This window comes from Geodermatophilus siccatus, assembly GCF_900103785.1.
Lineage (GTDB): Bacteria > Actinomycetota > Actinomycetes > Mycobacteriales > Geodermatophilaceae > Geodermatophilus > Geodermatophilus siccatus.
This window is the reverse complement of the sequence record NZ_FNHE01000001.1, coordinates 251,318-276,470: the sequence shown is the minus strand read 5'-3', so window position 1 is coordinate 276,470 and position 25,153 is coordinate 251,318. Positions and strand designations below refer to the sequence as shown.

At 74.4% G+C, this 25,153-nt stretch carries 28 protein-coding genes; 11 read left to right on the top strand and 17 right to left on the bottom strand.

Annotation, left to right across the window (positions count from 1 at the left end; translation table 11 throughout):
• Positions 1 to 76 precede the first annotated feature (76 nt).
• Together BLS21_RS01280 and rsrA are read left to right on the top strand one after the other, a co-directional pair.
• Positions 77 to 772: a sigma-70 family RNA polymerase sigma factor gene (locus tag BLS21_RS01280; protein WP_091213715.1), complete on the top strand. Its 696-nt coding sequence runs from the start codon at positions 77 to 79 to the stop codon at positions 770 to 772.
• Positions 769 to 1,116 (top strand): mycothiol system anti-sigma-R factor, encoded by a 348-nt coding sequence (gene rsrA, locus BLS21_RS01275; RefSeq protein WP_091212780.1) that lies wholly within the window; start codon positions 769 to 771, stop codon positions 1,114 to 1,116. Before BLS21_RS01280 ends, rsrA begins: the two co-directional genes overlap by 4 nt.
• 140 nt (positions 1,117 to 1,256) lie before the next feature.
• Here rsrA and BLS21_RS26365 read toward each other — a convergent pair whose 3' ends face one another.
• Positions 1,257 to 1,331: a 50S ribosomal protein bL37 gene (locus tag BLS21_RS26365; protein WP_014377707.1), complete on the bottom strand. Its 75-nt coding sequence runs from the start codon at positions 1,329 to 1,331 to the stop codon at positions 1,257 to 1,259.
• Positions 1,332 to 1,559: 228 nt separating this feature from the next.
• On the opposite strand from BLS21_RS26365, the gene BLS21_RS01270 reads away from it, so the two are divergent.
• Positions 1,560 to 2,603, top strand: coding sequence for a biotin carboxylase N-terminal domain-containing protein (locus tag BLS21_RS01270; RefSeq protein WP_091212778.1), 1,044 nt, complete (start codon positions 1,560 to 1,562; stop codon positions 2,601 to 2,603).
• A gap of 41 nt (positions 2,604 to 2,644) precedes the next feature.
• On the top strand, positions 2,645 to 2,866 hold the full coding sequence (locus BLS21_RS01265; protein WP_091212776.1) for a biotin/lipoyl-binding carrier protein: 222 nt from the start codon (positions 2,645 to 2,647) through the stop codon (positions 2,864 to 2,866).
• Positions 2,867 to 2,869: 3 nt separating this feature from the next.
• Here the strand turns inward: BLS21_RS01265 and BLS21_RS01260 are convergent, their stop codons facing one another.
• Positions 2,870 to 3,376: a GNAT family N-acetyltransferase gene (locus BLS21_RS01260; RefSeq protein ID WP_091212774.1), complete on the bottom strand. Its 507-nt coding sequence runs from the start codon at positions 3,374 to 3,376 to the stop codon at positions 2,870 to 2,872.
• 74 nt (positions 3,377 to 3,450) lie between these two features.
• Between BLS21_RS01260 and BLS21_RS01255 the strand changes: the two genes are divergently transcribed.
• Positions 3,451 to 4,947 (top strand): sensor histidine kinase, encoded by a 1,497-nt coding sequence (locus BLS21_RS01255; protein WP_091212772.1) that lies wholly within the window; start codon positions 3,451 to 3,453, stop codon positions 4,945 to 4,947.
• A gap of 170 nt (positions 4,948 to 5,117) precedes the next feature.
• Here the strand turns inward: BLS21_RS01255 and BLS21_RS01250 are convergent, their stop codons facing one another.
• Both BLS21_RS01250 and BLS21_RS01245 read right to left on the bottom strand, forming a co-directional pair.
• Entirely contained in the window at positions 5,118 to 5,369 is a 252-nt protein-coding gene (locus tag BLS21_RS01250; protein WP_091213712.1) for a WhiB family transcriptional regulator, read from the bottom strand.
• 338 nt (positions 5,370 to 5,707) lie between these two features.
• Positions 5,708 to 6,730 carry a diacylglycerol/lipid kinase family protein gene (locus BLS21_RS01245; protein ID WP_091212770.1) on the bottom strand — a complete coding sequence of 341 codons (1,023 nt, stop codon included), beginning with the start codon at positions 6,728 to 6,730 and terminating at the stop codon, positions 5,708 to 5,710.
• 125 nt (positions 6,731 to 6,855) lie between these two features.
• On the opposite strand from BLS21_RS01245, the gene BLS21_RS01240 reads away from it, so the two are divergent.
• Positions 6,856 to 7,338: a hypothetical protein gene (locus tag BLS21_RS01240; protein WP_245699908.1), complete on the top strand. Its 483-nt coding sequence runs from the start codon at positions 6,856 to 6,858 to the stop codon at positions 7,336 to 7,338.
• A gap of 76 nt (positions 7,339 to 7,414) precedes the next feature.
• On the opposite strand, the gene BLS21_RS01235 is transcribed toward BLS21_RS01240, so the two are convergent.
• The 6 genes from BLS21_RS01235 to sodN form a co-directional block, all read right to left on the bottom strand.
• On the bottom strand, positions 7,415 to 8,197 hold the full coding sequence (locus tag BLS21_RS01235; RefSeq protein ID WP_217635930.1) for an HAD-IIA family hydrolase: 783 nt from the start codon (positions 8,195 to 8,197) through the stop codon (positions 7,415 to 7,417).
• 34 nt (positions 8,198 to 8,231) lie between these two features.
• A complete protein-coding gene (locus tag BLS21_RS01230; protein WP_091212767.1) occupies positions 8,232 to 8,720 on the bottom strand; it encodes a GNAT family N-acetyltransferase in 489 nt (162 codons plus the stop codon).
• Between the two features lie 74 nt (positions 8,721 to 8,794).
• A complete protein-coding gene (gene pssA / locus BLS21_RS01225; RefSeq protein ID WP_091212766.1) occupies positions 8,795 to 9,622 on the bottom strand; it encodes a CDP-diacylglycerol--serine O-phosphatidyltransferase in 828 nt (275 codons plus the stop codon).
• A gap of 11 nt (positions 9,623 to 9,633) precedes the next feature.
• On the bottom strand, positions 9,634 to 10,299 hold the full coding sequence (locus BLS21_RS01220; protein WP_091212763.1) for a phosphatidylserine decarboxylase: 666 nt from the start codon (positions 10,297 to 10,299) through the stop codon (positions 9,634 to 9,636).
• 105 nt (positions 10,300 to 10,404) lie between these two features.
• Entirely contained in the window at positions 10,405 to 10,818 is a 414-nt protein-coding gene (locus BLS21_RS01215) for a VOC family protein (protein ID WP_091212762.1), read from the bottom strand.
• A gap of 294 nt (positions 10,819 to 11,112) precedes the next feature.
• The gene (sodN, locus tag BLS21_RS01210) at positions 11,113 to 11,514 is read right to left on the bottom strand and encodes a superoxide dismutase, Ni (RefSeq protein WP_091212760.1); all 402 of its coding nucleotides are present in this window, start codon (positions 11,512 to 11,514) and stop codon (positions 11,113 to 11,115) included.
• A gap of 51 nt (positions 11,515 to 11,565) precedes the next feature.
• Between sodN and BLS21_RS01205 the strand changes: the two genes are divergently transcribed.
• On the top strand, positions 11,566 to 11,940 hold the full coding sequence (locus tag BLS21_RS01205; RefSeq protein WP_245699906.1) for a S26 family signal peptidase: 375 nt from the start codon (positions 11,566 to 11,568) through the stop codon (positions 11,938 to 11,940).
• Here BLS21_RS01205 and BLS21_RS01200 read toward each other — a convergent pair.
• Positions 11,937 to 12,542, bottom strand: a complete 606-nt coding sequence (locus BLS21_RS01200; protein WP_091212758.1) for a dTDP-4-dehydrorhamnose 3,5-epimerase family protein — start codon at positions 12,540 to 12,542, stop codon at positions 11,937 to 11,939. The two genes, BLS21_RS01205 and BLS21_RS01200, sit on opposite strands and share 4 nt — an antisense overlap.
• A gap of 115 nt (positions 12,543 to 12,657) precedes the next feature.
• Here BLS21_RS01200 and BLS21_RS01195 point away from each other — a divergent pair, with 115 nt between their 5' ends.
• The gene (locus tag BLS21_RS01195) at positions 12,658 to 13,845 is read left to right on the top strand and encodes an NAD(P)-dependent malic enzyme (RefSeq protein ID WP_091212757.1); all 1,188 of its coding nucleotides are present in this window, start codon (positions 12,658 to 12,660) and stop codon (positions 13,843 to 13,845) included.
• A 31-nt stretch (positions 13,846 to 13,876) separates the two neighbouring features.
• On the opposite strand, the gene BLS21_RS01190 is transcribed toward BLS21_RS01195, so the two are convergent.
• The 6 genes from BLS21_RS01190 to BLS21_RS01165 form a co-directional block, all read right to left on the bottom strand.
• Entirely contained in the window at positions 13,877 to 14,590 is a 714-nt protein-coding gene (locus BLS21_RS01190) for a metal-dependent hydrolase (RefSeq protein ID WP_091213704.1), read from the bottom strand.
• Positions 14,591 to 14,765: 175 nt separating this feature from the next.
• A complete protein-coding gene (locus tag BLS21_RS01185) occupies positions 14,766 to 14,948 on the bottom strand; it encodes a DUF6104 family protein (protein ID WP_091212755.1) in 183 nt (60 codons plus the stop codon).
• Between the two features lie 12 nt (positions 14,949 to 14,960).
• Entirely contained in the window at positions 14,961 to 18,803 is a 3,843-nt protein-coding gene (locus BLS21_RS01180; protein ID WP_245699903.1) for a multifunctional oxoglutarate decarboxylase/oxoglutarate dehydrogenase thiamine pyrophosphate-binding subunit/dihydrolipoyllysine-residue succinyltransferase subunit, read from the bottom strand.
• 209 nt (positions 18,804 to 19,012) lie between these two features.
• The gene (locus BLS21_RS01175; RefSeq protein WP_091212751.1) at positions 19,013 to 19,822 is read right to left on the bottom strand and encodes an ankyrin repeat domain-containing protein; all 810 of its coding nucleotides are present in this window, start codon (positions 19,820 to 19,822) and stop codon (positions 19,013 to 19,015) included.
• Positions 19,823 to 19,947: 125 nt separating this feature from the next.
• Complete coding sequence (locus BLS21_RS01170; RefSeq protein WP_091212749.1) at positions 19,948 to 20,715, bottom strand: ABC transporter permease; 768 nt, start codon at positions 20,713 to 20,715, stop codon at positions 19,948 to 19,950.
• Complete coding sequence (locus BLS21_RS01165; protein WP_091212748.1) at positions 20,712 to 21,704, bottom strand: ABC transporter ATP-binding protein; 993 nt, start codon at positions 21,702 to 21,704, stop codon at positions 20,712 to 20,714. The genes BLS21_RS01170 and BLS21_RS01165 overlap by 4 nt, the downstream gene beginning before the upstream one ends.
• A 185-nt stretch (positions 21,705 to 21,889) precedes the next feature.
• Between BLS21_RS01165 and BLS21_RS01160 the strand changes: the two genes are divergently transcribed.
• The 3 genes from BLS21_RS01160 to BLS21_RS01150 are packed head-to-tail and all read left to right on the top strand — an operon-like array spanning position 21,890 to position 25,143.
• Positions 21,890 to 22,348, top strand: a complete 459-nt coding sequence (locus BLS21_RS01160; RefSeq protein ID WP_091212746.1) for a universal stress protein — start codon at positions 21,890 to 21,892, stop codon at positions 22,346 to 22,348.
• Between the two features lie 32 nt (positions 22,349 to 22,380).
• Positions 22,381 to 23,454, top strand: a complete 1,074-nt coding sequence (locus BLS21_RS01155) for an adenylate/guanylate cyclase domain-containing protein (protein ID WP_091212744.1) — start codon at positions 22,381 to 22,383, stop codon at positions 23,452 to 23,454.
• Positions 23,455 to 23,508: 54 nt separating this feature from the next.
• Positions 23,509 to 25,143, top strand: a complete 1,635-nt coding sequence (locus BLS21_RS01150) for an ABC-F family ATP-binding cassette domain-containing protein (RefSeq protein ID WP_091212743.1) — start codon at positions 23,509 to 23,511, stop codon at positions 25,141 to 25,143.
• Positions 25,144 to 25,153 lie beyond the last annotated feature (10 nt).

Genomic DNA, 25,153 nt, shown 5'->3' with positions numbered 1-25,153 from the left:
CGCGCGGCTAGGATCGTCGGAGGCGGTGGCCCGCGTCCGGGCGCCGCAGAGAGGACGGTCGGTGCCTGAGGAGTCCGTGGACCGCACGCCCGAGACCACGACCGCCGACGCCGTCGAGCAGAGCTCGCCGGTCGAGGTGCCCGAGGCGCGCGAGGGCGGCAGCCGCACGGAGGTCGACGAGACCCGTGCCGAGCGCGACGCCCGTTTCGAGCGGGACGCGCTGCCGTACCTCGACCAGCTCTACCCGGCGGCCCTGCGGATGACCCGCAACCCGGCCGACGCCGAGGACCTGGTCCAGGAGACGTTCGTGAAGGCCTACTCGGCCTTCCACCAGTTCGCCGAGGGCACGAACCTCAAGGCCTGGCTGTACCGGATCCTGACAAACACCTACATCAACAGCTACCGCAAGAAGCAACGGCAGCCGCAGCAGTACCCCACCGACCAGGTGCAGGACTGGCAGCTGTACGCCGCCGAGGAGCACAGCTCCAGCGGCCTGCGCTCGGCGGAGATCGAGGCCCTGGACCACCTGCCGGACTCCGACATCAAGGAGGCCCTCCAGCAGCTGCCGGAGGACTTCCGCCTGGCGGTCTACCTCGCCGACGTCGAGGGGTTCGCGTACAAGGAGATCGCCGAGATCATGGGCACGCCCATCGGCACGGTGATGTCCCGCCTGCACCGCGGCCGCCGGGGGCTGCAGAAGCTGCTGGCCGACTACGCCCGGGAGCGCGGCTTCGTCCGGGCCGGTGCCGGGGAGGAGGCGAGCCGTTCGTGACCAGCGACCAGCGTCCGGACGCCGGCGAGCCGATCTCGATCGACTCCTGTGACGACGTCCTGTCCCACGTGTTCGAGTTCCTCGACCACGAGACCGAGCCCGCCCGGCGCGAGGTCATCGCCGAGCACCTCGAGGACTGCTCGCCCTGCCTGCGGCAGTTCGGCATCGAGCAGGAGTTCAAGGCCCTGGTCCGCCGTCGCTGCGGGGGCGACACCCCGCCGCCCGGCCTGCGGGACCGGATCAAGCTGCAGCTGACGTCCGTCTCCTTCGAGGAGGACGGCACGCAGGTCAGTGTCGAGCGGGTCAGCGTGGAGCGCACGCAGGAGCGCCCCACCACCGCCTGAGGGACCCTCGAACGCCAGAGGCCCAGAACCCCGTCGGGTTCTGGGCCTCTGGCGTTCGTCTCCCCGCCGCGCTCCGGCGGCCACCCTCCAGGTCCCTCCGCCCGAGCCTGCGAGGCGTGGTGGGGAAGGGTGGTCCTCCTTCAGGCGTTGGGGCGCTTGCCGTGGTTGGCCTTGTTCCCCTTGCGGGAGCGCCGCTTGCGTCCACGCTTGGACATCGCTGCCCTCCTTCCCTCGTCGCTGCTGCGGGCCCGGTGCCGGGCCCCTGGACACCTCTGGGTGACCCGGGGCACGTCTGGCGCTGCGATCCCGGGTGGACCCGTCAGGCTGGACCCCCAGCCTCTCACGAGCCCGCGCGGCGCCGGCCCCCTGTGGCGGTCCGGCGGGGCGCGGGGTGAGGCTGGGAGGCTGGGACGCGTCGAGGTCGGTGGAAGGCGGTTCGGGACGTGGCACACGTCGGGATCGAGAGCGTGCTCGTGGCAGGCCGTGGGCCGGCCGCGTGCGCGGTGATGGCGGCCTGCTCACGCCTGGACGTGAAGACCGTCGCCGTCCACTCGGAGGCCGACCGCAACGCCCGGCACGTGCGGCTGGCCGACGACGCGATCCTGCTCGGCCCGGCCCCCGCCGCGGAGTCCTACCTCGCCGTGGACCGGATCGTCGAGGCAGCTCGCCGCAGCGGCGCACGGGCGGTCCTCCCGGTGCCCCCGGCACTGGCCGGCAACGCCCGGCTGGCCGGTGCGGTGGTGGCTGCCGGCCTCACCTGGGTGGGCCCCTCCGCCGCGGTGCTGGAGCGGCTCGGCGGGGACGGCGTCGAGCCGGCCAGCGAGCGCGGGTTCCTCGCCCTGGTCACCGACGGCGGTCTGCGCTGCACGACCCCGGTGTCGCGCGACCGTGCCGCCGGCATCGCCCGCGTCTCCTGGACCCCCGACGAGCCCTTCGAGCTGCCTCCGGCGGCCAAGCGGCTGCCCGAGATCGGCTGGCGCGGCCTGGTCACCGTCGGCATCGCCCCGGACGGCGAGCTGGCCGAGGTGGCGGCCGGGTTCTCCCTCGACACGACGGTGCTGGAGCGGGCGCACGGCGTGGACGCCGTCGAGCTGGCGCTGCGCAGCGCGGCGGGCGGCTCGGCCGCCGACTCGGGGACGGGCGCGCCGCCGCGGCGGGCGGTCACCGTCCAGCTGCGCTCGACGTTGCCGCCGGGTCGGGGCGGGCGGGTCACCGGGCGGCTGCCCCGCTCGGGCCGGCACACCGCCGGAGGACGCGGGGTCGAGGTCGTCGCGGTGAGCGGCTACGACCCCGGCGATCGGCTGGACCGCTGGTACGACGCGCTGCTGGCGACCGTGAGCGCCGGCGCCCGGGACACCGCGACCGCCGCGCGGGCCGTCAGCGACGTCCTCGACGCGGTGCCGGAGGTCGGCGTGCCGCACGACGGTCCCGAGGTGTGCGCGGTGCTCGAGCGGCTGGCCTCCGGGAGCCCCGCGGCGGAGGTCTGACGCGTGCCAGGATGGACCGACGGCGAGCCCAGGGAGGTGCGGTGGCGGTCGAGGAAGTGCACGCCGAGATGGTGTCGAGCGTCTGGAAGGTGCTCGTGCAGCCCGGCAGCGAGGTGGCGGCCGGCGACACCCTGGTGATCCTCGAGTCGATGAAGATGGAGATCCCCGTCCTCACCGAGCGGGCCGGCACCGTCCGCGAGCTGCACGTCGTCGAGGGCGAGGTGCTCCAGGAGGGCGACCTCATCGCCACCGTCGACGGCTGAAGCTCAGAGGTCGAGGGCGTACACGAGGAGGTCGATGCCCGGCGCGGGCCGCCAGTCGCGCTCCGGCAGCCGGGTGAAGCCCAGCCGCTGGTAGAGGCGCTGCGCCGCCGTCATCCGCCGGTCCGTCGAGAGCACCACCCGTCGCTTGCCGGCCGCGCGGGCCCGCTCCAGGCAGGTCCGCACCAGCAGCTCGCCGATCCCGCGGCCCTGCACGGCCGGGTCGACGACGAGCATCCGGAACGCCGCCTCGTCGCCGGACCGGGTGACCTCGCCGAAGTCACCCGAGAGCACCAGCGCCACGCTGCCGACCACGCGGCCCTCGTCGTCCCGCACGACGAGCAGTTGGGCCCGGTCGGCCCGCCCCGCGACGTCGCGCAGCTGCACGCCGTACTCGGGGGAGGCCAGCCCGCCACCCACGTACACGTCGGAGGTCAGCTGCCCGATCCGCGGGAAGTCGTCGGGACGGGCGCGGTCGACGGTCAGGGCCGGTGCGTCGGAGGACGGGGACACGGCGACGAGCCTAGAGAGGGTCCCCACAGGCTGGAGACGCCCCGGGCAGGGCCGGTCATACGCTCGGTCTCACCATGAACAGCCTCTCCGAACGCCTCACCCGCGGCTCGGCGTCCGCCCCGGCCCAGGTCGACCACGCCCGCCGGCTGGTCGCCGACTGGCAACTGCTGGCCGACCTGTCGTTCGCCGACCTGACGCTGTGGGTGCCGCTGCCCACCGGGGCGTGGTGGTGCGTCGCCCAGGTGCGGCCGCTCACCGCCCCCACCAGCCAGCCCGAGGACCTCGTGGGCTCGGAGCTGGAGGGTCCGGCCGCGGAGCCGTTCCTGGTGGCGCACCGCGAGGGCCGCCCGGTGACCGAGGGGGAGCCGGACTGGTCGGGCAGCACCCCGCGCCGCCGGGAGGTCGTGCCGGTGCGCCACGACGGCGTGGTCGTCGCCGTCCTGGCGCGGGACACCAACCTGGCGGTGACCCGGTCGCCGTCCACCCTGGAGCTGACCTACCTCGACATCGCCGCCGACCTCTGCCTGATGGTCTCGGCGGGCACGTTCCCGCCGGAGAAGCCGCTGGACGCCGAGCTGAGCCCACGCGTGGGCGACGGGCTGGTGCGGCTGGACGCCGACGGTCGGGCCGTCTACGCCAGTCCCAACGCGCTGTCGGCCTACCGCCGGCTGGGCGTCACGGGAGACGTCGTCGGCGCCGACCTGGCCCGGCTCACCCGGGACGCCGCGGTCGACCGGGTGGCCGGCGAGGCGGTCTCGGCCGGCATCCGGGCTGCGGTGGCCGGGCGGTTCCCCGACCCGATGGACGTCGACAGCGTGGGGGCGACCCTGCTGGTGCGGGCGCTGCCGCTGCAGGCGCCCGGTGCCGAGGAGGGCGCGCTGGTCCTCGTGCGCGACGTGACCGACGTCCGCCGGCGGGACCGCGCGCTGCTGACCAAGGACGCCACCATCCGCGAGATCCACCACCGGGTGAAGAACAACCTGCAGACGGTGGCCGCGCTGCTGCGGCTGCAGGCCCGCCGCATGACCGAGCCGGCCGCCCGGGAGGCGCTGGAGGAGTCGGTACGCCGGGTGTCGTCGATCGCGGTGGTGCACGAGACCCTGGCCGGCAGCCGGGAGGACGTGGTGGACGTCGACGACGTCCTCGACCGGGTGCTGCCGATGCTGGGCGACCTGACCTCCGTCGGCCCGGCCGCGCGGACGCGCCGGGTCGGCCAGTTCGGCGAGCTGCCGGCGGTCGCCGCGACACCGCTGGTGCTGGTGGTCACCGAGCTGCTGCACAACGCCGCGGAGCACGCGTTCCCCGACGGCAGCCCGGGCAGCATCGAGCTGGTGGCCGAGCGGGACGGTGACGACCTCGTCGTGCGCGTGGTGGACGACGGGCAGGGGCTGCCCGAGGGGTTCGACCCTTCCGCCAGCGAGGGACTGGGCCTGCAGATCGTGCGCACGCTGGTCGCCAGCGAGCTCGGTGGCAGCCTCGCCATGACCAGCCCGCCCTCCCGCCCCGCCGACGGCCGCACCGGCACCGAGGTGGTGCTCACCCTCCCCGGCGCGGGCCGTCTCCGTCGTTAGGCGGGCGGACCGATCGCTGGGGGACGGCACCTGGTCGCGGTGGACCGACCGCGGGGGCCGACAGCGACACGGACGACACAGGGGCCGGTCCGGAGATCCCGGACCGGCCCCTGCGGCCGTGCAGTGTGGTGGTGCCGGGCGCGGGGCCCGGGTGCCGTGGTGCGGTGTGCTCAGGCGGTGCGGACGCGGGTGCGGGCCTGACGCCGCTTGAGCGCGCGCCGCTCGTCCTCCGAGAGCCCACCCCAGACGCCGGAGTCCTGACCCGAGCGCAGTGCCCAGTCGAGGCACGACTCGGTGACGGGGCAGCGGCGGCACACACCCTTGGCCTGCTCGATCTGCACGAGAGAGGGGCCGCTCGTCCCGATGGGGAAGAACAGCTCCGGGTCCTCGTCGCGGCAGAGCGCGCGGTGGCGCCAGTCCATGGCGGTGTTCTCCTCGATGTCGTCTACGGTGTGGTGCAGTCGTCGCCGGCCTCGGACCGATCCGCAGGCCGGCACCGGGGTGGCCAGCGCCATGGCACAGCGACTTCGTGCATTTGTTACCGACAGGTTGCTTTCCTACCGCGATGTTTTCACGGCGAGGACGCCTGTCAAGCAGAACGAGGGCATCGGTCGACCCCTCGTGAGCAAGCTCACCACGGGCATGGTAGGGCCCGCCACTCGACCAGCGGAACCTCCTGCGCGGTGCGTTGACAGGCGGCTGTGTCCGTGGGGAAAGCCCAGGTCAGCGACCCGGTAGCGGAACCGTGTGGTTCCCGTTGCTAGACGACGACGGTCAGCGCCGAGGGCACGCTGCGCACCCGCAGTCCGGTCGCCGTCCCGAGGTGGTCGCCGTCGAGCTGCCATCCCTGCGGACGGCGTGCGGTGAGGGTCAGTTCGTCCAGGTCGTGCCAGCGGTGCACACCCCCGCCGCGGACGTCGGGCCCCGAGGCGAACACCTCGCGCACGTGGTGCAGCATCCGGACGATCCCCGTGGGGCCGAGCGCGAAGACGTCCAGGCCGCTGTCGAAGGTGGCGTCCGGGGTCGGGTTGACCGCGTGGGCGCCCAGGTAGGTCCACGGGGAGACGTTCGAGACCAGGCACAGGAACAGCCCGTCGAGGGGCGGACCCCCGGGCAGGTGGGCCGACATCGCCGGGTCGCGGCGCTCGCGGCCGAACACGAACGTGCTGGTCGCCTCGAGCACGTAGAGCAGCCCGGTCGAGCGGAGCCCGCGGGCGCGGTGGGCCTCCACCCGGCCGATGACGTCGGCGTCGAAGCCCAGCCCGGCGGAGAAGGCGAACCAGCGCGGCTCGCTCCACCCGGGGTGGGCGGCGGCCCCGGCGTCGGCGGCGGACTGCGCCAGCGCCGGGTCGGGCAGCCGGGCCGGCGCCGTGGTGGCGCCGCGGACGCTGGCCGTGCCGAGCGAGATGCTCCGGGTGCGCCCGGCGCGCAGCGAGTCGAGGACCTCGCGGGTCGCGGTCAGCGGGTCGCGCGCCCGGCCCAGCGCGCGGGAGAACACGTTGGTCGACCCGCCGGGCACCACGGCGAGCGGCGGGACGTGCTCGCCCGGGCCGTCGTGCAGCAGGCCGTTGACCACCTCGTTGACCGTGCCGTCACCGCCGAGCGCGAGGACGACGTCGACGCCGTCCACGCAGGCCTTGCGAGCCAGCTCGCTGCCGTGGCCGCGGTGGGTGGTCTCGGCGAGCTCCACCTGCAGCTCACCGGCGAGGGTGGTGAGCACCCGGTCGCGCACGCCGCGGTTGGTCGTCGTCGCCGCGGGGTTGGCCACCACGAGCGCGCGCATGGCAGTCAGGCTAGCCAGCGGCGCAGCCCACCCCGGCGCTGGCGTGGCACGGGCGCGCGGGAACGGACTCGACGGGTCCAGCGGGACGCCGTCCCGCGGGTGCCCCGGCGCGTACCCTGCCGGTCGTGACCGAGCAGTCCGGAGCCCGGCCGTCGCGGGACCGCCGGCGGATGGAACGGCTGCTCGGCGGCGCGGCCGAACCGGCGGCGCCGCGCCCGGAGCGGGAGCGACCGGCGGCCCCGACGGCGGTGCGCCGGGCGGCGCTGGTCGCCGGCGTGGAGGCCGCGGGGCTGGCCGCCGTCGCGCTGTGGCTGCTCGTCCTCACGTTCACCTCGACGGCTGACAGCGTCGGACGGGCCCTCGCCGAGGTGGTCTACGTCGGCATCTTCGCGGTCGCGTTGGGCGCGGCCGCCGTGGGGCTGTGGCGGGTGTCGCCGTGGTCGCGCGGGCCGGTCGTCTTCCTGCAGCTGCTGCTGGGCCTGTTCGGCTTCTACTCGGCGTTCGAGTGGGGTGGCGCGTGGGTCGGCGTCCCACTGCTGGCGCTGGTGGCGACCGAGCTGTACCTGCTGGCGACCCCCGAGGCCCGGCTCGCGTTCGAGGACCGCTGACGCTGGTGAGGTGATGGAACGGCCACCCTCCAGGGGCCCGCACCGAGCTTGCGGGGCGCGGGGGAAGGGTGGTCCCTCACACGAGGTCGACGACGTCGGCGATCGAGTCCAGCACCCGGCCCGGCCGGAACGGGAAGCGTGCGACGTCGGCGGCCCGGGTCGACCCGGTGAGCACCAGGATGGTGTCCAGGCCGGCCTCGATGCCCGCGACGACGTCGGTGTCCATCCGGTCGCCGATCATGACCGTCGACTCCGAGTGCGCCTCGATCCGGTTCATGGCGCTGCGGAACATCATCGGGTTGGGCTTGCCCACGAAGTAGGGCTCCGAGCCGGTGGCCCGGGTGATCATCGCCGCGACCGAGCCGGTGGCCGGCAGCGGGCCCTCGGGGGAGGGGCCGGTGACGTCGGGGTTGGTCGCGATGAACCGCGCCCCCGCGCCGACCAGCCGGATGGCGCGGGTGATGGCCTCGAAGGAGTACGTGCGGGTCTCGCCGAGGACGACGTAGTCCGGGTCGGTGTCGGTGAGCGTGTAGCCGGCCTCGTACAGCGCGGTGGTCAGGCCCGCCTCGCCGATGACGTAGGCCGAGCCGCCCGGCAACTGGGTGGACAGGAAGTCCGCGGTCGCCAGCGCCGAGGTCCAGATCGACGCCTCGGGCACCTGCAGGCCCGACCTCGCCAGCCGCGCGGAGAGGTCGCGCGGTGTGAAGATCGAGTTGTTGGTGAGGACGAGGAAGCGCCGGCCTGCCGCGACCAGGCGGTCGAGGAAGTCCGCGGCGCCGGGCAGTGCCTGGCCCTCGTGCACCAGGACGCCGTCCATGTCGGTCAGCCAGCACTCCGCCGGCTTGCGGTCGATGCTCACCCCGGTGATCCTGCCGACCCCCCCTCGGTCCTGCTCAGCGGGGCCCGCGGCGGTCGGCCGCGAAGGTGGTCAGGGCGTCGTCGGTGAGCCGGAAGACCGTCCACTCGTCCATCGGCACCGCGCCGGCTGACTCGTAGAACTCGATCGAGGGCGTGTTCCAGTCCAGCACCGACCACTCCAGCCGGTCGTACCCGCGCTGCACGCACAGGTCGGCGAGCGTGCGCAGCAGCTCGCGGCCCAGCCCGCTGCCGCGGTGCTGCGGCTGGACGTAGAGGTCCTCCAGGTAGACGCCGTGGGTGCCGCGCCAGGTGGAGAAGTTGAGGAACCACAGCGCCATCCCGACGACCGCCCCGTCGGCCACGGCGACGTGCCCGAAGAGCGCGGGAGAGTCGCCGAACAGCGCCGCGGACAGCTGCTCCTCGGTCATCCGGGCCTCGTGCAGGGCCTTCTCGTACTCGGCCAGCTCGCGCACCAGGTCTACCACGGCGGGGACGTCGTCGGGGCGCACCGGCCGGACGCTCACGGGTCCTCCTCGCTGAGGCTCGTCGGACCCGTGCCCGACGGTGCTCTGCCCTCCGCGTGAGCTCGCAGGCTCGCTCACGTGAGCAGCTCCTTGAGACGGGTCGGGACCAGCCGGCCGAGCGGGGCGACGACCGGCACGAGGACCGGTGCCAGGAGGTAGCCGTAGGCCAGGACGCATCCGGTCACGACCGGCACGAACGCGAAGCCGACGACGACGGCCAGCGCCGCGACGATCAGCCCGTACGGTCGTCCGCTCTTCGGGCTGACCAGCGAGCGGAACGAGCGGAAGCGGATCGTGCTGACCATCAGCAGCGCCGGGACGGCCACGATGAGCAGCACCCACAGCCGCTCCCGGCCCTGCATCTGGCCGCCGAACGCGAACACCGAGGCGAGCACGACACCGGCCGCGCCGGGGCTCGGCATGCCGGTGAAGTACCGCTTGTCCGCGGTCGGGTCGATGGTGGTGTTGAAGCGCGCCAGCCGGATGGCCGCGCACGCCACCCACAGGCCGCAGACGACCCAGCCCAGCGGGTCCCAGGCGTCGCGGCCCTCGGAGAACAACGTGAAGGCGAGCAGCGCCGGGGCCAGCCCGAAGGACACCAGGTCGGCCAGCGAGTCGAACTGCAGGCCGAAGGGCGTCACCGCCCCGACCAGCCGGGCCACGGCGCCGTCGGCGATGTCGAAGACCACCGAGAGCCCGACCAGGACGGCGGCCAGCGTGTACTGGCCCCGGATGGAGACCAGGATCGCCACGAAGCCGCACATCATGTTGGCCAGCGTGAACAGGCTGGGCAGCGTCGCCAGCGCCCGTCGCCGGCTGCCGCGCACCGATCCGCGGACGAACTCGACGGTCGCCGTCCGCCGGGTCTGGGGGAGCCGGGCCCCGGACGAGGAGCTGGGCACCAGGGACCTCCTCAGCGGGCGTCGGACCAGCGGGCGATGACGGTCTCGCCGCCGCGCACCCGCTGGCCCACCTGGACGAGCACCGTGCAGTCCCGGGGGACGAAGACGTCCATCCGGGAGCCGAACTTCATCAGGCCCATCCGCTCGCCGGTGGCCAGCCGCCGGCCGACGCCGGTGCGGGTGACGATGCGGCGGGCGAGCACGCCGACGATCTGCCGGAAGACCACCGTGCGGTCGCCGTCGCGCAGCCACAGCTCGCTGCGCTCGTTCCGGTGCGCCGACTCCTTGCGGTAGGCGGCCAGGAAGCTGCCCTTGCGATAGGAGCTCTCCACGACCTCACCGTGGTAGGGCGAGCGGTTCACGTGCACGTCGACGACGGACAGGAACACGCTGACCTGCTGCCAGTCGCCCTCGGGGGCCACCCCCTCCTGGGGCTCGCCCGCGACCATCACCACGCCGTCCGCGGGGGAGAGGACGTCGTCGGGTGCCGGTGCCTCGACGTCGCAGCGCCGGTCCGGGTCGCGGAAGAACAGCGCCATGTAGGCCGACAGGACAGCGAAGGGCCAGGCGGCGAGCCGCAGGCCACGCCGCCCGCCGGCGCGGCCTGCCGCAGCGAGGACGGCGGCGGGTGCCAGGGGCCCGGTGATGAAGGGCCACCCGGCCCGGTCGATACGCATCGAGATCAGACGGTACCGGGGAGCAGTCGCTCCCACCGACGGTCTCCGCCCCCGGGACGACCGGTCGTCGCCCACGCGAGGACGGCGACCGGACGAGGTCCTTCCTCAGGCCGGGGCCGAGCCGATGTTCACCAGCCAGCGCAGGCCGTAGCGGTCGGTCACCTGACCGAAGGTGTCGCCCCACACCTGCTTCTCCAGGGGGACGTCGACCGTGCCGCCCTCGGCCAGCCCCTCGAACCACCGGGTGAGCGTGGGGGCGTCGTCCCCGGACAGGGACAGCGACACCCGGTCGGGTCCGGCGGCGTCCGGGTCGTGCCCGTCGGAGGCCATCAGCTCGAGTCCGCCGTCGGTGCGCAGGGAGGCGTGCATGACGCCGTCGTCGGGGAACTGGTCCCCGCCCCCGCCGACGTCACCGAAGGTCATCACGTCGAGCTCGCCGCCGAGGACGGAGCGGTAGAACTCCATCGCCTCGCGGGCGTTGCCGGCGAAGTGCAGGTACGGGTTCAGGCGGGCGGCCATCGGGTCTCCTGGGGTGTGGGTGGGTGTCTCGGCACGGCAGACCGTCCGGGCCCGCAGAAGTCATCGCCCGCGGCCGGGAGGCGGTCAGCGCTCGGTCGCGGCGAGTCCGCGCCCGGCGTCACCGCGAGCACCAGCGACGTCAGGGCGTACCCGATGCCCCCCAGGCCCTCCCCGGCGGCGGGACGGCGACGGCCGGCGAGCGGAGCGCTCGCCGGCCGTCGCGACGTGGTGCAGCGGCCTCCCTGCAGGGGTCCGCCGCCGGCGTGCGAGCGGCGGGGGCGGGGAGGCCCTTCTTCAGGCAGCGGCCTTCGTCTCCCAGAAGATCTTGTCGATCTCGGCGATGTAGTCGAGCAGCTTCTGGCCCTCGGCCGGGTCCATACTGCCCTTGGCGCCGGAGGCGCCGGCCTGCTTGGTCGCCTTGTTGAACAGCTCGTGCAGCTGCGGGTACTTCTCGAAGTGCGGGGCCTTGAAGTAGTCGGTCCACAGCACCCACAGGTGGTGCTTGACCAGGTCCGCCCGCTGCTCCTTGATCAGGATGGCGCGGGTGCGGAACACCGGGTCCTCGTTGGCCTGGTACTTCTCCTGGAGGGCCTTGACGGACTCCGCCTCGATGCGGGCCTGGGCCGGGTCGTACACGCCGCAGGGGAGGTCGCAGTGAGCGGTGGCCTCCACGGCGGAGAACATGCGGAAACGCATGGGCTGAGCCTCCGGTTCTGTGGGGTCGGTTCGTCTGCGACCCTACTCCCGGTGAGCAGCGGGGACACGTCCGGAGCAGGGCGGACGACGGACGTCGAGCCGCTGGTCACGCCCTGGGTCGTGGCCCGGGTGTCCGGTCCGTCGATGACCCCCACGGTCCGCTCCGGCGACCGGCTGCTGGTGCGGCGGGTCACCGGAGCGACCACGGTGCGTCACGACGACGTCGTCCTGGCCCGCTTCCCGGCACGGCCCGAGCTGCTGGTGGTCAAGCGGGTGCGTCGCGCGGTGCCGGGTGGGCACTGGGTCGAGGGGGACAACCCCTTCGTCACCGACGACAGCCGCGCGTTCGGCCCGGCGGTCGTCGTCGGCCGGGTGGTCGGCCGGCTGTGGCCGCGGCCGGGGCGGCTGCCCGGGCGTCCGGCCTAGCGGGCCGTGCGCAGCTGCGCGTAGCGGGCGCGGCACTCCTCGATCGTCGGCAGCAGACCCTGCTCGCGGGCCTCGGCCAGCGTGGGCGCCTGCCCGTCCTTGGCCGACAGCTCGAACTCCACGTCGTCCGGCCACGGCAGGTCCAGCGCCGGGTCCAGCGGCGAGACGCCGAACTCCCGCGAGGGGTCGTAGCCGCTGGAGACGAGGTAGGTGACCGAGCTGCCGTCGGCCAGCGACAGGAAGGCGTGCCCGAGGCCCTCGGCGAGGTACACCGCACGGGGCCGCTCGCTGTCGAGGACGACGGCGTCGTGCACGCCGAACGTGGGGGAGCCCACCCGGACGTCGACGACGACGTCGAGCACCCGGCCGGCCGGGCAGTAGACGTACTTGGCCTGGCCGGGCGGGACGAGGGCGAAGTGGACGCCGCGCAGCACGCCGCGGGCGGAGACGCTGTGGTTGGCCTGGGCCAGCGGCAGGCCGTGGCCGACGACGTCGGCGAGCACGTCGGCGCGGTACCACTCGGTGAACCGGCCGCGGGCGTCGCCGTGCGGGACGAGGTCGAGGACGTAGGCGTCGCCGACGGCGAGCTGACGGATCTGCACGCCTGGACGGTAACCAGGTCGGTCCCCGGCACCGCGCAGCCCCGGCCCACCGCCCGGACCGTGTCCCCCGCACGGCGGGACGGGACCGTGCGAGGGGGATTACGCTCCCGGTTCCATGAGCGCGCAGCAGCACGACGGGACTGCCGACCGTTTCGCCGACGACCCGGCGTTCGCGGTGCACGAGGGCGGCAAGCTGGTCGTACGCCCCACCCGCTCGATCGACTCCGTCGCCGACCTGGCGCTCACCTACACGCCCGGCGTCGCCCGGGTGTCCAGCGCCATCGCCGCCGAGCCCACGCTGGCCGACCGGTTCACCTGGGCGCCGCGCGTGGTCGCGGTGGTCTCCGACGGCACCGCCGTCCTGGGCCTGGGCGACATCGGCCCGGCCGCGGCGCTGCCGGTCATGGAGGGCAAGGCCTGCCTGTTCAGCGAGTTCGCCGGCCTCTCGTCGGTGCCGGTGGTGCTGTCCACGTCCGACGTCGACGCGATCGTGGAGACCGTGGCGGCGATCGCGCCGTCCTTCGGTGGCATCAACCTCGAGGACATCAGCGCGCCGCGCTGCTTCGAGATCGAGGACCGGCTGCGCGAGCGGCTGGACATCCCGGTCATGCACGACGACCAGCACGGCACGGCGATCGTCGTCCTGGCCGCGCTGCGCAACGCGGCGCGGGTGGTCGGCCGGGAGCTCGGGTCCCTGCGGGTGGTCGTCTCCGGCGCGGGCGCGGCCGGGGTCGCCTGCACCAAGATCCTGCTGGAGGCCGGCGTCGGTGACATCGCCGTGGCCGACTCCCGGGGCGTGCTGCACACCGGCCGGGAGGACCTCACGCCGATCAAGCGCTGGCTCGCGGAGAACACCAACCGGGCGGGCTACGCGGGCACGATGGCCGGTGCGCTGCAGGGCGCCGACGTCTACCTGGGCCTGTCCGGGGGGTCGGTGCCCGAGTCGGTGATCGCCTCGATGGCGCAGGACTGCATCGTGTTCTCGCTCGCCAACCCGATCCCCGAGGTGGACCCGGCGATGGCGGCCCGGTACGCGGCCGTCGTCGCCACCGGTCGCAGCGGCGAGCCCAACCAGATCAACAACGTGCTCGCCTTCCCCGGGGTCTTCCGGGGCGCGATCGACGCCGGGGCGACCAGCATCACCGAGGAGATGAAGCTGGCCGCGGCCACCGCGATCGCCGATGTCGTGGGCGACGAGGTGCGGGCGGACTACGTGGTGCCCAGCCCGCTGGACCGCCGGGTGGCCGAGGCCGTGGCCACCGCGGTGGCCGCCTGCGCCCGCGAGCAGGGCGTCACCCGCTGAGGGAGACCCCCTGCCCCCTGCCCCCGCCTGCTCAACCCCAGCTGCGCAGGTCCTGCAGCAGCGGGTCGACCGCGGCGCGGACGTCGGTGTTGAGGTAGACGCAGTACAGCGTCACCAGCGCGAACGCCGGCACCAGCACGACCTTCTCCAACGACGCCCCGGTGCGCAGCGGGGTCAGCTTCAGCCGTGACCGGCGCAGCAGCCAGAGCACCGGCACCGGCACGCCCTGCGTCGTGATCGCGTCCCCGGCGATGTGGGTCAGCACGCCCAGCGCGACCGCCCAGGGCAGCCAGGCCGGGCTGGGGGAGTGCTCGAGCAGCAGCCAGGCGCCACCCCACGACAGCACCAGGTTGCCGACGACGGTGTTCTCCGCCCGCCCCGGGATGACGAAGTGCAGCGCCCTCAACGCCAGCCCGACCGCCAGGCTGAGGAGCAGCAGGCTGGACCAGAACGCGTGCGCCGCGGCCAGCGCGAGGGCGCCGAAGGCCAGCGGGGCCAGGACGGCGTCGTGGGTGCCCCAGCGGTGCCCCTGCGCCAGCCGTCCCACCGCACCGGAGGGGACGTCGGTGATCGGGCCCCACATGTCCGACACCGTCGAGCCGTTGTGGTCGAGGTCGGGCAGCATGGCCATCCCGCCGACGGCGGCGATCCAGGCGACCTGGCCGACGGTGCCGCCGACCGGGGCCCACGGCAGCGTCGCGGCACCGGCGGCGAGCCCGGAGAGCGCGTGCGAGTGACCGAGCACGGACACAGCGTGCCGTCGCGGGCCGCCGTCCCCACGCAGGCGCGCCAGGACACCGCGGTCCTCCGGACCGCACCGCGGGCAGGTGCCGCCCCGGGTGCGTGGAGCCGACCCGCTCAGCCGCGGGGAGGAGCCTCCGGCCCCGTCCCCGCGGCTGGCCCTCGCAAGGGCGCCTCGCTCAGTCCTCCTCGTCCTCGGTGCCGCCCCGGGCCAGCCAGGTGGCCAGCCGCTCGACGGGCACCTCGAACTCGGGGTGCTGGTCGACGAACGCCTGCATCTGGTCGGCCAGCCAGGCGAGGGTCACCTGCTCCTCGCCCCGCCGGTCGGCCAGCTCCTCCAGGCCCCGGTCCGTGAAGTACATGGCTCGGGTGGACTAGTCCGCGAAGGCCTCGGCCACGAGACGCTTCTGCTCGACCTCGTGGACCTTCGCCGAGCCGACGGCCGGGCTGGCCGCCGCCGGGCGGCTGACGCGGCGCAGGCGGCGGCCGCCCGGCAGGTGCTCGGGCAGGTTCACGGCCATGAACTGCCAGGCGCCCATGTTCGCCGGCTCCTCCTGCACCCAGACGACGTCCTGCGCGTTCGGGTAGCGCTCCAGCGCCTGCCGGATCTGCTCGGCCGGCAGCGGGTAGAGCTGCTCGACGCGCAGCACCGCGGTGTCGGCTGTGCCGGTGGCCTCCCGCTGGGCCAGCAGGTCGTAGGCCACCTTGCCGCTGCACAGCAGGACCCGGCGCACGGCGCCGTCGTCCAGCGGCTCGCCGCCCACGCCCGGGTCGGCCAGCACCGGCCGGAAGGTCTCGTCGGTGAACTCCGAGACCGGGCTGACGGCGGCCTTGGCCCGCAGCAGCGACTTGGGCGTGAAGACGACCAGCGGCCGGTGCACGTCCGAGAGCGCCTGACGGCGGAGCAGGTGGAAGTAGTTGCCCGGCGTCGAGCAGTTGGCGACGGTCATGTTGTTCTCCGCCGACAGCTGCAGGAACCGCTCGATGCGACCGCTGGAGTGGTCCGGGCCCTGCCCCTCGAGGCCGTGCGGCAGCAGCAGGGTGACGCCGGAGCGCTGACCCCACTTGGCCTCACCGGAGCTGATGAACTCGTCGATGACCATCTGGGCGCCGTTGACGAAGTCGCCGAACTGCGCCTCCCACAGCACCAGGGCGCTGGGGTTGGCCACCGAGTACCCGTACTCGAAGCCCAGCGCCGCGTACTCCGAGAGCAGCGAGTCGTAGACGAAGAACTTCGCCTGCTCCGGGGACAGGTTCGCCAGCGGCGTGTACTCCGCGGCGGACTCCCGGTCGATGAGCACCGAGTGGCGCTGGACGAAGGTGCCGCGGCGGGAGTCCTGACCGGCCAGCCGCACCGGGACGCCCTGCATGAGCAGGGACCCGAAGGCCAGCAGCTCACCCATCGCCCAGTCGATGCCGCCCTCGCTGACCATCGCCGCGCGCCGCTCCAGCATCCGCTGGAGCTTCGGGTGGACGGTGAAGTCCGGCGGCAGGGAGACGTGCGCGTCGCCGATCGCCTTGAGCACCTCGGTGGTGATCGCCGTGGCGACCGGCTGCTCCTGCGCGGGCTGGTCCATGACCGGCTGCGGCTTCGAGGTGTCCTGCGCGTCGTGCGTCTCGGCGAAGGCCCGCTCCAGCTGGTCGCGGTAGTCCTTGAGCGCCTCCTCGGCCTCGGCCAGCGTGATGTCGCCGCGGCCGATGAGGGACTCGGTGTACAGCTTCCGGACCGAGCGCTTGCGGTCGATGATGTCGTACATCAGCGGCTGGGTCATCGACGGGTCGTCGCCCTCGTTGTGGCCGCGGCGGCGGTAGCAGACCAGGTCGATGACGACGTCCTTCTTGAACGCCTGCCGGTACTCGACCGCCAGCCGCGCCACCCGGACGCACGCCTCGGGGTCGTCGCCGTTGACGTGGAAGATCGGCGCGTTGACCATCCGCGCCACGTCGGTGGAGTACAGGCTCGAGCGGGACTGCGCCGGGCTGGTGGTGAAGCCGACCTGGTTGTTGATGACGACGTGCACGGTGCCGCCGGTGCGGTAGCCGCGCAGCTGCGAGAGGTTCAGCGTCTCCGCGACGACGCCCTGGCCGGCGAAGGCCGCGTCCCCGTGCAGCAGGACCGGCAGGACGGTGAAGCCCTGCTCGCCCTTGTCGATCATGTCCTGCTTGGCGCGGACGACGCCCTCGAGGACGGGGTTGACCGTCTCCAGGTGCGAGGGGTTGCTGGCCAGCGAGACGGCGATCTCGGCACCCGGCTTGAACGGGTTCTCGAAGGTGCCCTCGGCGCCCAGGTGGTACTTCACGTCCCCGGAGCCCTGCACGGTGCCGGGGTCGATGTTGCCCTCGAACTCGCCGAAGATCTTGGCGTAGCTCTTGCCGAGGACGTTGGCCAGCACGTTGAGCCGGCCGCGGTGCGCCATGCCGATCGCGACCTCGTCGAGGCCGTGGTCGGTGCCGGCGATGAGCACCTCGTCCAGCAGCGGGATGACCGACTCGCCGCCCTCGAGGCTGAACCGCTTCTGGCCGACGTACTTGGTCTGCAGGAAGGTCTCGAACGCCTCGGCCGCGTTGAGCCGGCCGAGCACGTGCTTCTGCTTCTCCCGGTCGGGCTGCTCGGCCTTGACCTCGACCCGCTGCTGGATCCACTCCCGCTCTTCGGGGTCGGTGATGTGCATGTACTCCACGCCGACCGTGCGGCAGTAGGAGTTGCGCAGCACCCCGAGGACGTCGCGCAGCGCCATCAGCTTCTCGCCGGCGAAGCCGCCGACGGGGAACTTCCGGTCGAGGTCCCACAGCGTCAGGCCGTGCTGGAGGATGTCCAGGTCGGGGTGGCTGCGGACCTTGAACTCGAGCGGGTCGGTGTCGGCCATGAGGTGGCCGTTGCGCCGGTAGGACTCGATGACCTCGATGACCCGGGCTTCCTTGTCGATCTGCCCCTCGCGGCTGACCCGCACGTCGGGCATCCAGCGCACCGGCTCGTAGGGGATGCGCAGCGACCGGAAGACGTCGTCGTAGAAACCGTCCTCACCGAGCAGCAGCTGGTGCAGGCGGCGCAGGAAGTCGCCGGACTCGGCGCCCTGGATGATCCGGTGGTCGTACGTGGAGGTCAGCGTGATGATCTTGCTGACCGCCATGTCGGTGAGCGCCTCGGGGCTCATCCCCTGGAACTCGGCGGGGTACTCCATGGCGCCGACGCCGATGATCGCGCCCTGGCCGGCGGTCAGCCGCGGCACCGAGTGGTTCGTGCCGATCGTGCCCGGGTTGGTCAGGCTGATCGTGGTGCCGGAGAAGTCCTCGAGGGTCAGCTTGCCCGCGCGGGCGCGGCGGATGACGTCCTCGTAGGCGCCCCAGAACCGGGCGAAGTCCATCTCCTCGGCGGCCTTGATGGAGGCGACGACCAGAGAGCGCGAGCCGTCGGACCGGGGCAGGTCGATGGCCAGGCCGAAGTTGACGTGCTCGGGCTGCACCAGGGTCGGCTTGCCGTCGACCTCGGCGAAGGCGGCGTTCATGTTCGGGAAGTCGTCGAGCGCACGGACCAGCGCGTAGCCGATCAGGTGGGTGAACGAGACCTTCCCGCCGCGCGAGCGGGCCAGGTGGTTGTTGATGACGATGCGGTTGTCGGCCAGCAGCTTCGCCGGGACCGCGCGCACGCTGGTCGCCGTCGGCACGGTCAGCGAGGCGTTCATGTTCTTGACGACGCTGGCCGCCGCCCCGCGCAGCGGGACGCGCTTCGGGCCGTCACCGGCGGGCTGGTCGGCCTTGGCGGCGGCGGCGGGCTTCGCGGCCGGTGCCGGCTTCGCGGCGGGCGCGGCCTTGGCGGCCGGCTCCTGCTGCGCCTTCCGGTCGGCGGCCCGGTCCACCACGGTGTCCTCGGTGCGCTCCTGCACGCGGGTGGCCCGGGAGGGGGCGCCGGCGCCGTCGCTGGGCTGCTGGTCGGGGGCCGGCTGCTGGGCGGCGGGGGCCGGCTGCCGGTCGGCGGGCGCGGGGGCCGGGGCGGACGACGCGGGTTCGGCGGCCGGAGCGGCCGGTGCCCCCCGGTCGTCGCTCGCGGACACCGGACTGCCCGGCCGGTAGTCGGCGAAGAACTCGTGCCACGCCTGGTCCACGCTCGAGGGATCGGCGAGGTACTGCTGGTACATCTCCTCGACCAGCCACTCGTTGGTGCCGAATCCCGCCACCGCTGAGGAGTTGGGGGTGGAGGACGGCCGGGATGAGCTCACGCTTGACACGGGGTCGAGTGCCTTCTTCGTCGTCGGTGCACGTCTCTGGACCGGGGATGGAGTCTACGCCCGCAGCTCTGTGCGGACCGGGTGCGAAACGGCCCCGTCCAGGGCGCCGCCCCGAGCCTGCGAGGGGTGGGGAGGACGGGCGGCCCCCTGCAGGGTCCCGCCGCGAGCCCGGAAGTGGTGGGGGGCAGGGCGGGCCTCCCTCAGTCCGTGGCGCCGCGTGCGACGAGCAGGTCGGCGAGGGCGTCGTGCGTGGTCGCCCGACCTGCGTCGTCCCGGCGGGTGCGGGCCGCGGCGACCCGGCTGATGTCGAGGGCGGTGGCGCCGTCGACGGTGGTGGCGTTGACGTCGGCTCCCGCGTCCAGCAGGACGCGGACCACGTCGGACGCGTCGCGCCCGGGAGCGCCGGCGACAGCCGCGTGCAGCGGGGAGCGGCCGGTGTCGGGTTCGCGCCGGTTGACGTCGGCCCCGGCGGTCAGCAGCAGGCGGACCAGCTCGAGCCGGGTGCTCGCCGCGGCGGCGTGCAGCGCGCCGTGGTCGACGTGGGCGCCCCGGTCCAGCAGCGTCCGGGTGCTGCCGGCGGCACCGCCGGCCGCGGCGAGGGTCAGCAGGTCCACCCCCGTCACCGGGTCGGTCAGCGGGGCACCGGCGTCCAGCTCGGCGCGCAGCCGCTCGACGTCGTCGAGGTAGGCGGCGCTGGCGGCGTCGACCGGGGCGCCCAGCTCGCGCAGCAGCGGGACCAGTCCGGGCGCTGACTCCAGCGCGGTGTGCAGCGGGTCCCGGCCGTGCTCGGTCCGCGCGGAGACGTCCGCGCCGGCCTCCACCAGCAGTCGCACCACCTCGGCGCGCCCCTCGGCGACGGCCAGGTGCAGCGGCGTCCAGCCGCCCTGGCCGTCGCGCTCCACCGTGGCGGTCAGCAGCCGGGGGGAGTCCTGGACGGCGGCACGCACGGCCTCGAGGTCGCCGTCGGCGATCAGCCGGGCCAGTCGCGGGGCGGTCATGCGCGTGGTCATGGGGCGATCCCCGTTCCGATCGGGAGCGCGGCCCCTGCAGGGCCCCGCCGTGAGCTCGTGAGTGGTGGGGGCAGGGGGTCCTTCATCGGACGACGTCGCGCTTCATCAGACGACGTCGCGCTTCATCAGACGACGTCGCGGCGGACGGAGAGCAGAGTGCCCACGAGCGCCGCCACCAGACCGTAGCCGAGCAGCAACAGGCCGCCCTGCCACCGCTCGAGGAGGTCGGGGGCGATGGCCTGCGGGCCGCGGAAGGTGGTGGTCATGGCCTCCAGCGCGCCGCCGGGCAGCCACTTGTAGACCGCCGCCGTGGCGGAGAAGGCCGACAGCAGCGGCTCGACGACGTAGAGGTAGACCAGCGCCCCGACGATCGCCCCGACCTGGTTGCGCAGCAGCGCGCCCAGGCCCACGCCGATGACCGCGTACACGACGATCGCCAGCCCGGCGCTGAGCAGCACCTCCGCGTTCTCGCCGGTCAGGGACGGCGCGGCGCCCCGCGCCCCGGCGTAGACGACGACCACCGCGACCGTCACGGCCACCGCCGCCAGCGCGAACGGGACGGCGGCCAGCGCGTAGGCCACCAGCTTGGCGACCACGACCCGGCCGCGCCTGGGCGTGGTGAGGAAGGTCGGGGTCGCGGTGCGGTGCCGGAACTCCTGGGTCATCCCGATGATGCCGAGGATCAGCGCGAACACCACGGCGTTGGCCGCGACGGCGAGGGCCAGCGCCTCGTAGTCGGGCGAGCCGACGGGCGGCGGGCCACCCTCCTGGCCGGCGAGCCCGGTGAGCAGGGCGGCGAACCCGCCGGCCATCACGCAGGCGCCGGCCAGCAGCCCGATCCAGACCCGGGTGGTGAACAGCTTGGTCCACTCGGCGCGGACGAGCGCGGTCATCGGGTGGCCCCCTGGGGTGCGGCGTACTGCTCCTGGCCGGCGGTGAGCCGGAAGTACAGCTCCTCCAGGCCGCTGGTCTCCGCGCGCAGCTCGTGCAGCTCGACCCCGGCCCGGAAGGCCTGCGCACCCACGGCGTCCGGCGTCGTCCCGGTGACCGTGACCCGGCCGTCCTCGCTCGGTGCGACGGCGAACCCAGCGGCGCCGAGGACCTCGGCCAGCCGGCCGGCCTCGGGGCTGCGCACCAGCACCGCGCCGCTGCCCTGCGCGCCGGAGCGCAGCTCGGCCAGCGAGCCCTCGCGGACCAGCCGGCCGGCGCCGACGATGACCACGCGGTCGGCGGTCTGCTCCATCTCGGCGAGCAGGTGGCTGGAGACCAGCACGGTGCGCCCCTCGTCGTGCGCGAGGTGGCGCAGGAAGCCGCGGAGCCAGTGGATGCCCTCCGGGTCCAGCCCGTTGGCCGGCTCGTCGAGCACCAGCACCGCCGGGTCGCCGAGCAGCGCGGTGGCCAGCGCCAGCCGCTGCCGCATCCCCAGCGAGTAGCCGCCCGCGCGACGCCGGCCGGCGTCGGCCAGGCCGACCTGGGCGAGGACCTCGTCGGCGCGCGTGACCGGCAGGCCCGCGGCCCGGCAGTACACCCGCAGGTGGTTGCGCCCGGACCGCGCCGGGTGGAACGCCGTCTCGAGCACCGCGCCGACCCTGCGCACGGGCGACGGGAGGTCGGGATAGGCGACGCCGTCGAAGGTCGCCGTCCCCGTGTCCGGCCGCTCGAGGCCCAGGACCATGCGCAGCGTCGTCGTCTTGCCGGCCCCGTTGGGTCCGAGGAAGCCGGTGACGGCGCCCGGCTCGACGGTGAAGCTGAGGTCGGAGACGGCGCGGACGGCGCCGAAGCTCTTGCTGAGGCTGCGGACCTCGACCCGCACGGGGTCGCGGTGGCGGCTGCTGCCGGGGTGGATGGCGCTCTCCTCGCGTCGGCCGGGCGACGTCCCCATCCAAGCGCACCCGGCGGACGCAACGGCACCCTCCGGTCCGCTCCGCGCGCGTCCCGGCGTGACCCCGCGCACACCGCGTGACCGGCGTCTTCGGTAGGTTGCCCGGTCAGGCGGGTGAGCCGGCTCCCCGGCGAGCCGGAGCCGTGCCGCTCGAGGCGGCCCGGGCAGGCCATCGAGGAGGGTCCGTGAGCGCCTACCGCACGGTGGTCGTCGGGACCGACGGGTCGGACTCCTCGCTGCTGGCGGTGCGCCGTGCCGGGGCCCTCGCCGGGGCCTGCCGGGCGCGGCTGGTGATCGTGTGCGCCTACCTGCCGCTGCGGGCGGACGAGCGCGAGGGGCGCCGCGCGCGGGACCAGCGGGGCGAGGGCGCGTACCCGGTGGTCGGGTCCGAGCCGGCGGACGACGTCGTGCGGCGCGCCGCGGAGGAGGCCGTCGGGGCCGGCGCGGGGGAGGTCGAGCAGATGGCCGTCGTCGGCTCGCCGGTCGAGACCCTGCTCGACGTCGTCACCCGCGCCCAGGCCGACCTGCTCGTCGTCGGCAACCGGGGGCTCGACAGCCTCAAGGGCCGGCTGATCGGGTCGGTGCCGGCGGACGTGACCCGACGCTCGTCGGTCGACGTCCTGGTCGTCCACACCACGGGCTGACGGCCCTGCCGGACACCCCTCGGGACCCAGACGTGGTGGCGGACGCCGGCGACGCCCACGAGGCGCTGCTGCGCCTGCTCCTCGACGGTCCGCGCCGCTACACCCGGCTGCAGATCGCCGCGATGGCCGGTCTGCCCCCCGAGCGGACCCGGCGGCTGTGGCGGGCGCTCGGCTTCCCCGACGCCGCCGACGACGACCCGGTCTTCACCGACGCCGACGTCCGGGCGCTGGAGCTGCTCCGCGCGCTCATCGACTCGGGCTTCGTCGAGCCGGGCAGCGAGGCCTCGATCGCCCGCGCCATGGGGCAGTCGCTGTCGCGGCTGGCCGACTGGCAGACCGACCTGCTCGCCGACGCCCTGTCCCGCGGCGGCGCCGAGGGCGGGCGCGCCGTCCCGCCGGAGGAGGCCGTGGCCGCCGCCCGCAGCCTCTTCCCCCTGCTGCGTGAGCTGCAGACCTACGTGTGGCGGCGGCACCTGGCGGCCAACGCCGACCGGCTGCTCACCCCGGCGGCTGCCGTCGCCCGGCGGGAGCTCGCCGTCGGCTTCGCCGACCTGGTCGGCTACACCAGCCGCAGCCGGGGGATGGGTGGGCGGGAGCTCGGCGCGATGGTGGAGGACTTCGAGAGCATCGGGAGCGAGGTCATCGCCCGCCACCACGGCCGGGTGGTCAAGACGGTGGGGGACGGCGTGCTCTACACCGCCGTCTCGGCGATCGACGCCGTGGAGATCGGGCTGGAACTGCCCGAGGCCTGGCAGGCCGAGGACCGCCCGCCGCTGCGGGTCGGCGCCGCGTACGGCACCGTGCTCACCCACCTCGGCGACGTGTACTCACCGGTGGTGAACCTGGCCAGCCGGCTCACCTCGATCGCCCGGCCCGGCACGCTGCTGGTCGACCGGGACCTCGCCCGGCAGCTGCGCGGGCTGCCCCGCTACCGGGTGCGGCCGCTGCGCCGGGTGTCGGTGCGCGGCTACGACGACCTGCAGCCCTGGCGGGTGCAGCGCCGCCCGCCGGGGGAGGCCGACACCGCGCTGGAGAGCATGCTCGACGAGATGGCCGACGACGTCCTCGAGGAGGACGACCCCGGGGAGGACGACCTCGAGGATTGAGGCCGGCGGAACCCGTTCGCGCCGTCCCGGCCGGGCTTGGCACCCTGGTGCCCCGTGAGTGCCACGCTCGTCGCCCGGGGCCTGGCCGCCGGCCACGGTGCCCGCGTCCTCTTCTCCGACCTCGACCTCGTCGTCGCCCCCGGCGACGTCGTCGGGCTGGTCGGGGTCAACGGCGCGGGCAAGTCCACACTGCTGCGCACGCTCGCCGGTGAGCTGCCACCCGAGTCGGGCAGCGTCACCGTCAGCCCGCCCACGGCGACCCTCGGGTACCTGCCGCAGGAGCACGAGCGCCGGCCGGGCGAGACGGTGCGCCAGGCGCTGGCCCGCCGGACGGGGGTCGCCGCCGCGCAGGCCGCTCTGGACGCCGCCACCGACGCGCTCACCGAGGGCGCGGACGGCGCCGACGACGCCTACGCCGAGGCGCTGGAGCGCTGGCTGGCCCTCGGCGGGGCCGACCTCGACGAGCGCGCGGCGCAGGTCGTCGGCGAGGTGGCGCCCGGCGTGTCCCTCGACGCGGCGACGACCGGGCTCTCCGGCGGCCAGGCCGCGCGGGTCGGGCTGGCCGGCCTGCTGCTCTCGCGCTACGACGTGCTGCTGCTCGACGAGCCGACCAACGACCTGGACCTGGCCGGCCTGGAGCAGCTGGAGCGCTTCGTCGCCGGGGCGCGCAGCGGCATCGTCGTCGTCAGCCACGACCGGGAGTTCCTCGCCCGCACGGTGACCCGCGTGGTGGAGCTGGACCTCGCCCAGCAGCTGGTGCGGGTGCACGACGGCGGCTACGAGGCCTACCTGGTCGAGCGGGAGGTGGCCCGGCGGCACGCGCGCGAGGAGTACGAGGAGTACGCCGAGACCAGGGCCGGGCTCGAGGCGCGCGCCCGCATGCAGCGCAACTGGCTGGCCAAGGGGGTGCGGGACGCGGTCAAGAAGCAGAAGGACCCGGACAAGTTCATCAAGGCCCACAACCGGGCGACGGCGGAGAAGCAGGGGGCGAAGGCCAAGCAGACCGAGCGGATGATCGAGCGGCTGGAGGTGGTCGAGGAGCCGCGCAAGGAGTGGGAGCTGCGGATGGAGATCGCCGCCGCGCCGCGCGCCGGGGCGGTCGTCGCCACGCTGTCCGGTGCGGTCGTGCGCCGCGGGGACTTCACCCTCGGCCCGGTCGACCTGCAGGTGGACTGGGGCGACCGGGTGGTCATCACCGGCCCCAACGGCAGCGGCAAGTCCACGCTGCTGGCCGCCCTGCTGGGCCGGGTGCCGCTGGACGAGGGCCGCGGCGGGCTGGGCCCGTCGGTGCGGATCGGCGAGATCGACCAGGCCCGCGGCGCGTTCCTCGGCGCCGAGCCGCTGCTGGAGGCCTTCGCCGCGGAGGTGCCCGACCGGCCCACCGCCGACGTGCGGACCCTCCTGGCGAAGTTCGGGCTCACCGCGGAGCACGTGCTGCGCCCGGCCGACACCCTCTCGCCGGGGGAGCGGACCCGGGCCGGGCTGGCGCTGCTGCAGGCCCGCGGGGTCAACGTGCTGGTCCTCGACGAGCCGACCAACCACCTCGACCTGCCGGCCATCGAGCAGCTGGAGCAGGCGCTGGCCGGCTACCGCGGCACGCTGCTGCTGGTCACCCACGACCGCCGGATGCTGGCCGCCGTCGACACCCCCCGCCGGATCACCGTCGAGGACGGCCGGGTCACCGAGTAGGAGGAGGACC

Bases quoted from the DNA above. Each gene is read 5' to 3' on its own strand.
- BLS21_RS01255 (WP_091212772.1), top strand. From the start codon at position 3,451: ATGAACAGCCTCTCCGAACGCCTCACCCGCGGCTCGGCGTCCGCCCCG.
- BLS21_RS01250 (WP_091213712.1), bottom strand. From the start codon at position 5,369: ATGGACTGGCGCCACCGCGCGCTCTGCCGCGACGAGGACCCGGAGCTG.
- BLS21_RS01245 (WP_091212770.1), bottom strand. From the start codon at position 6,730: ATGCGCGCGCTCGTGGTGGCCAACCCCGCGGCGACGACGACCAACCGC.
- BLS21_RS01220 (WP_091212763.1), bottom strand. From the start codon at position 10,299: ATGCGTATCGACCGGGCCGGGTGGCCCTTCATCACCGGGCCCCTGGCA.
- BLS21_RS01215 (WP_091212762.1), bottom strand. From the start codon at position 10,818: ATGGCCGCCCGCCTGAACCCGTACCTGCACTTCGCCGGCAACGCCCGC.
- sodN (WP_091212760.1), bottom strand. From the start codon at position 11,514: ATGCGTTTCCGCATGTTCTCCGCCGTGGAGGCCACCGCTCACTGCGAC.
- BLS21_RS01195 (WP_091212757.1), top strand. From the start codon at position 12,658: ATGAGCGCGCAGCAGCACGACGGGACTGCCGACCGTTTCGCCGACGAC.
- BLS21_RS01185 (WP_091212755.1), bottom strand. From the start codon at position 14,948: ATGTACTTCACGGACCGGGGCCTGGAGGAGCTGGCCGACCGGCGGGGC.
- BLS21_RS01175 (WP_091212751.1), bottom strand. From the start codon at position 19,822: ATGACCACGCGCATGACCGCCCCGCGACTGGCCCGGCTGATCGCCGAC.
- BLS21_RS01170 (WP_091212749.1), bottom strand. From the start codon at position 20,715: ATGACCGCGCTCGTCCGCGCCGAGTGGACCAAGCTGTTCACCACCCGG.
- BLS21_RS01165 (WP_091212748.1), bottom strand. From the start codon at position 21,704: ATGGGGACGTCGCCCGGCCGACGCGAGGAGAGCGCCATCCACCCCGGC.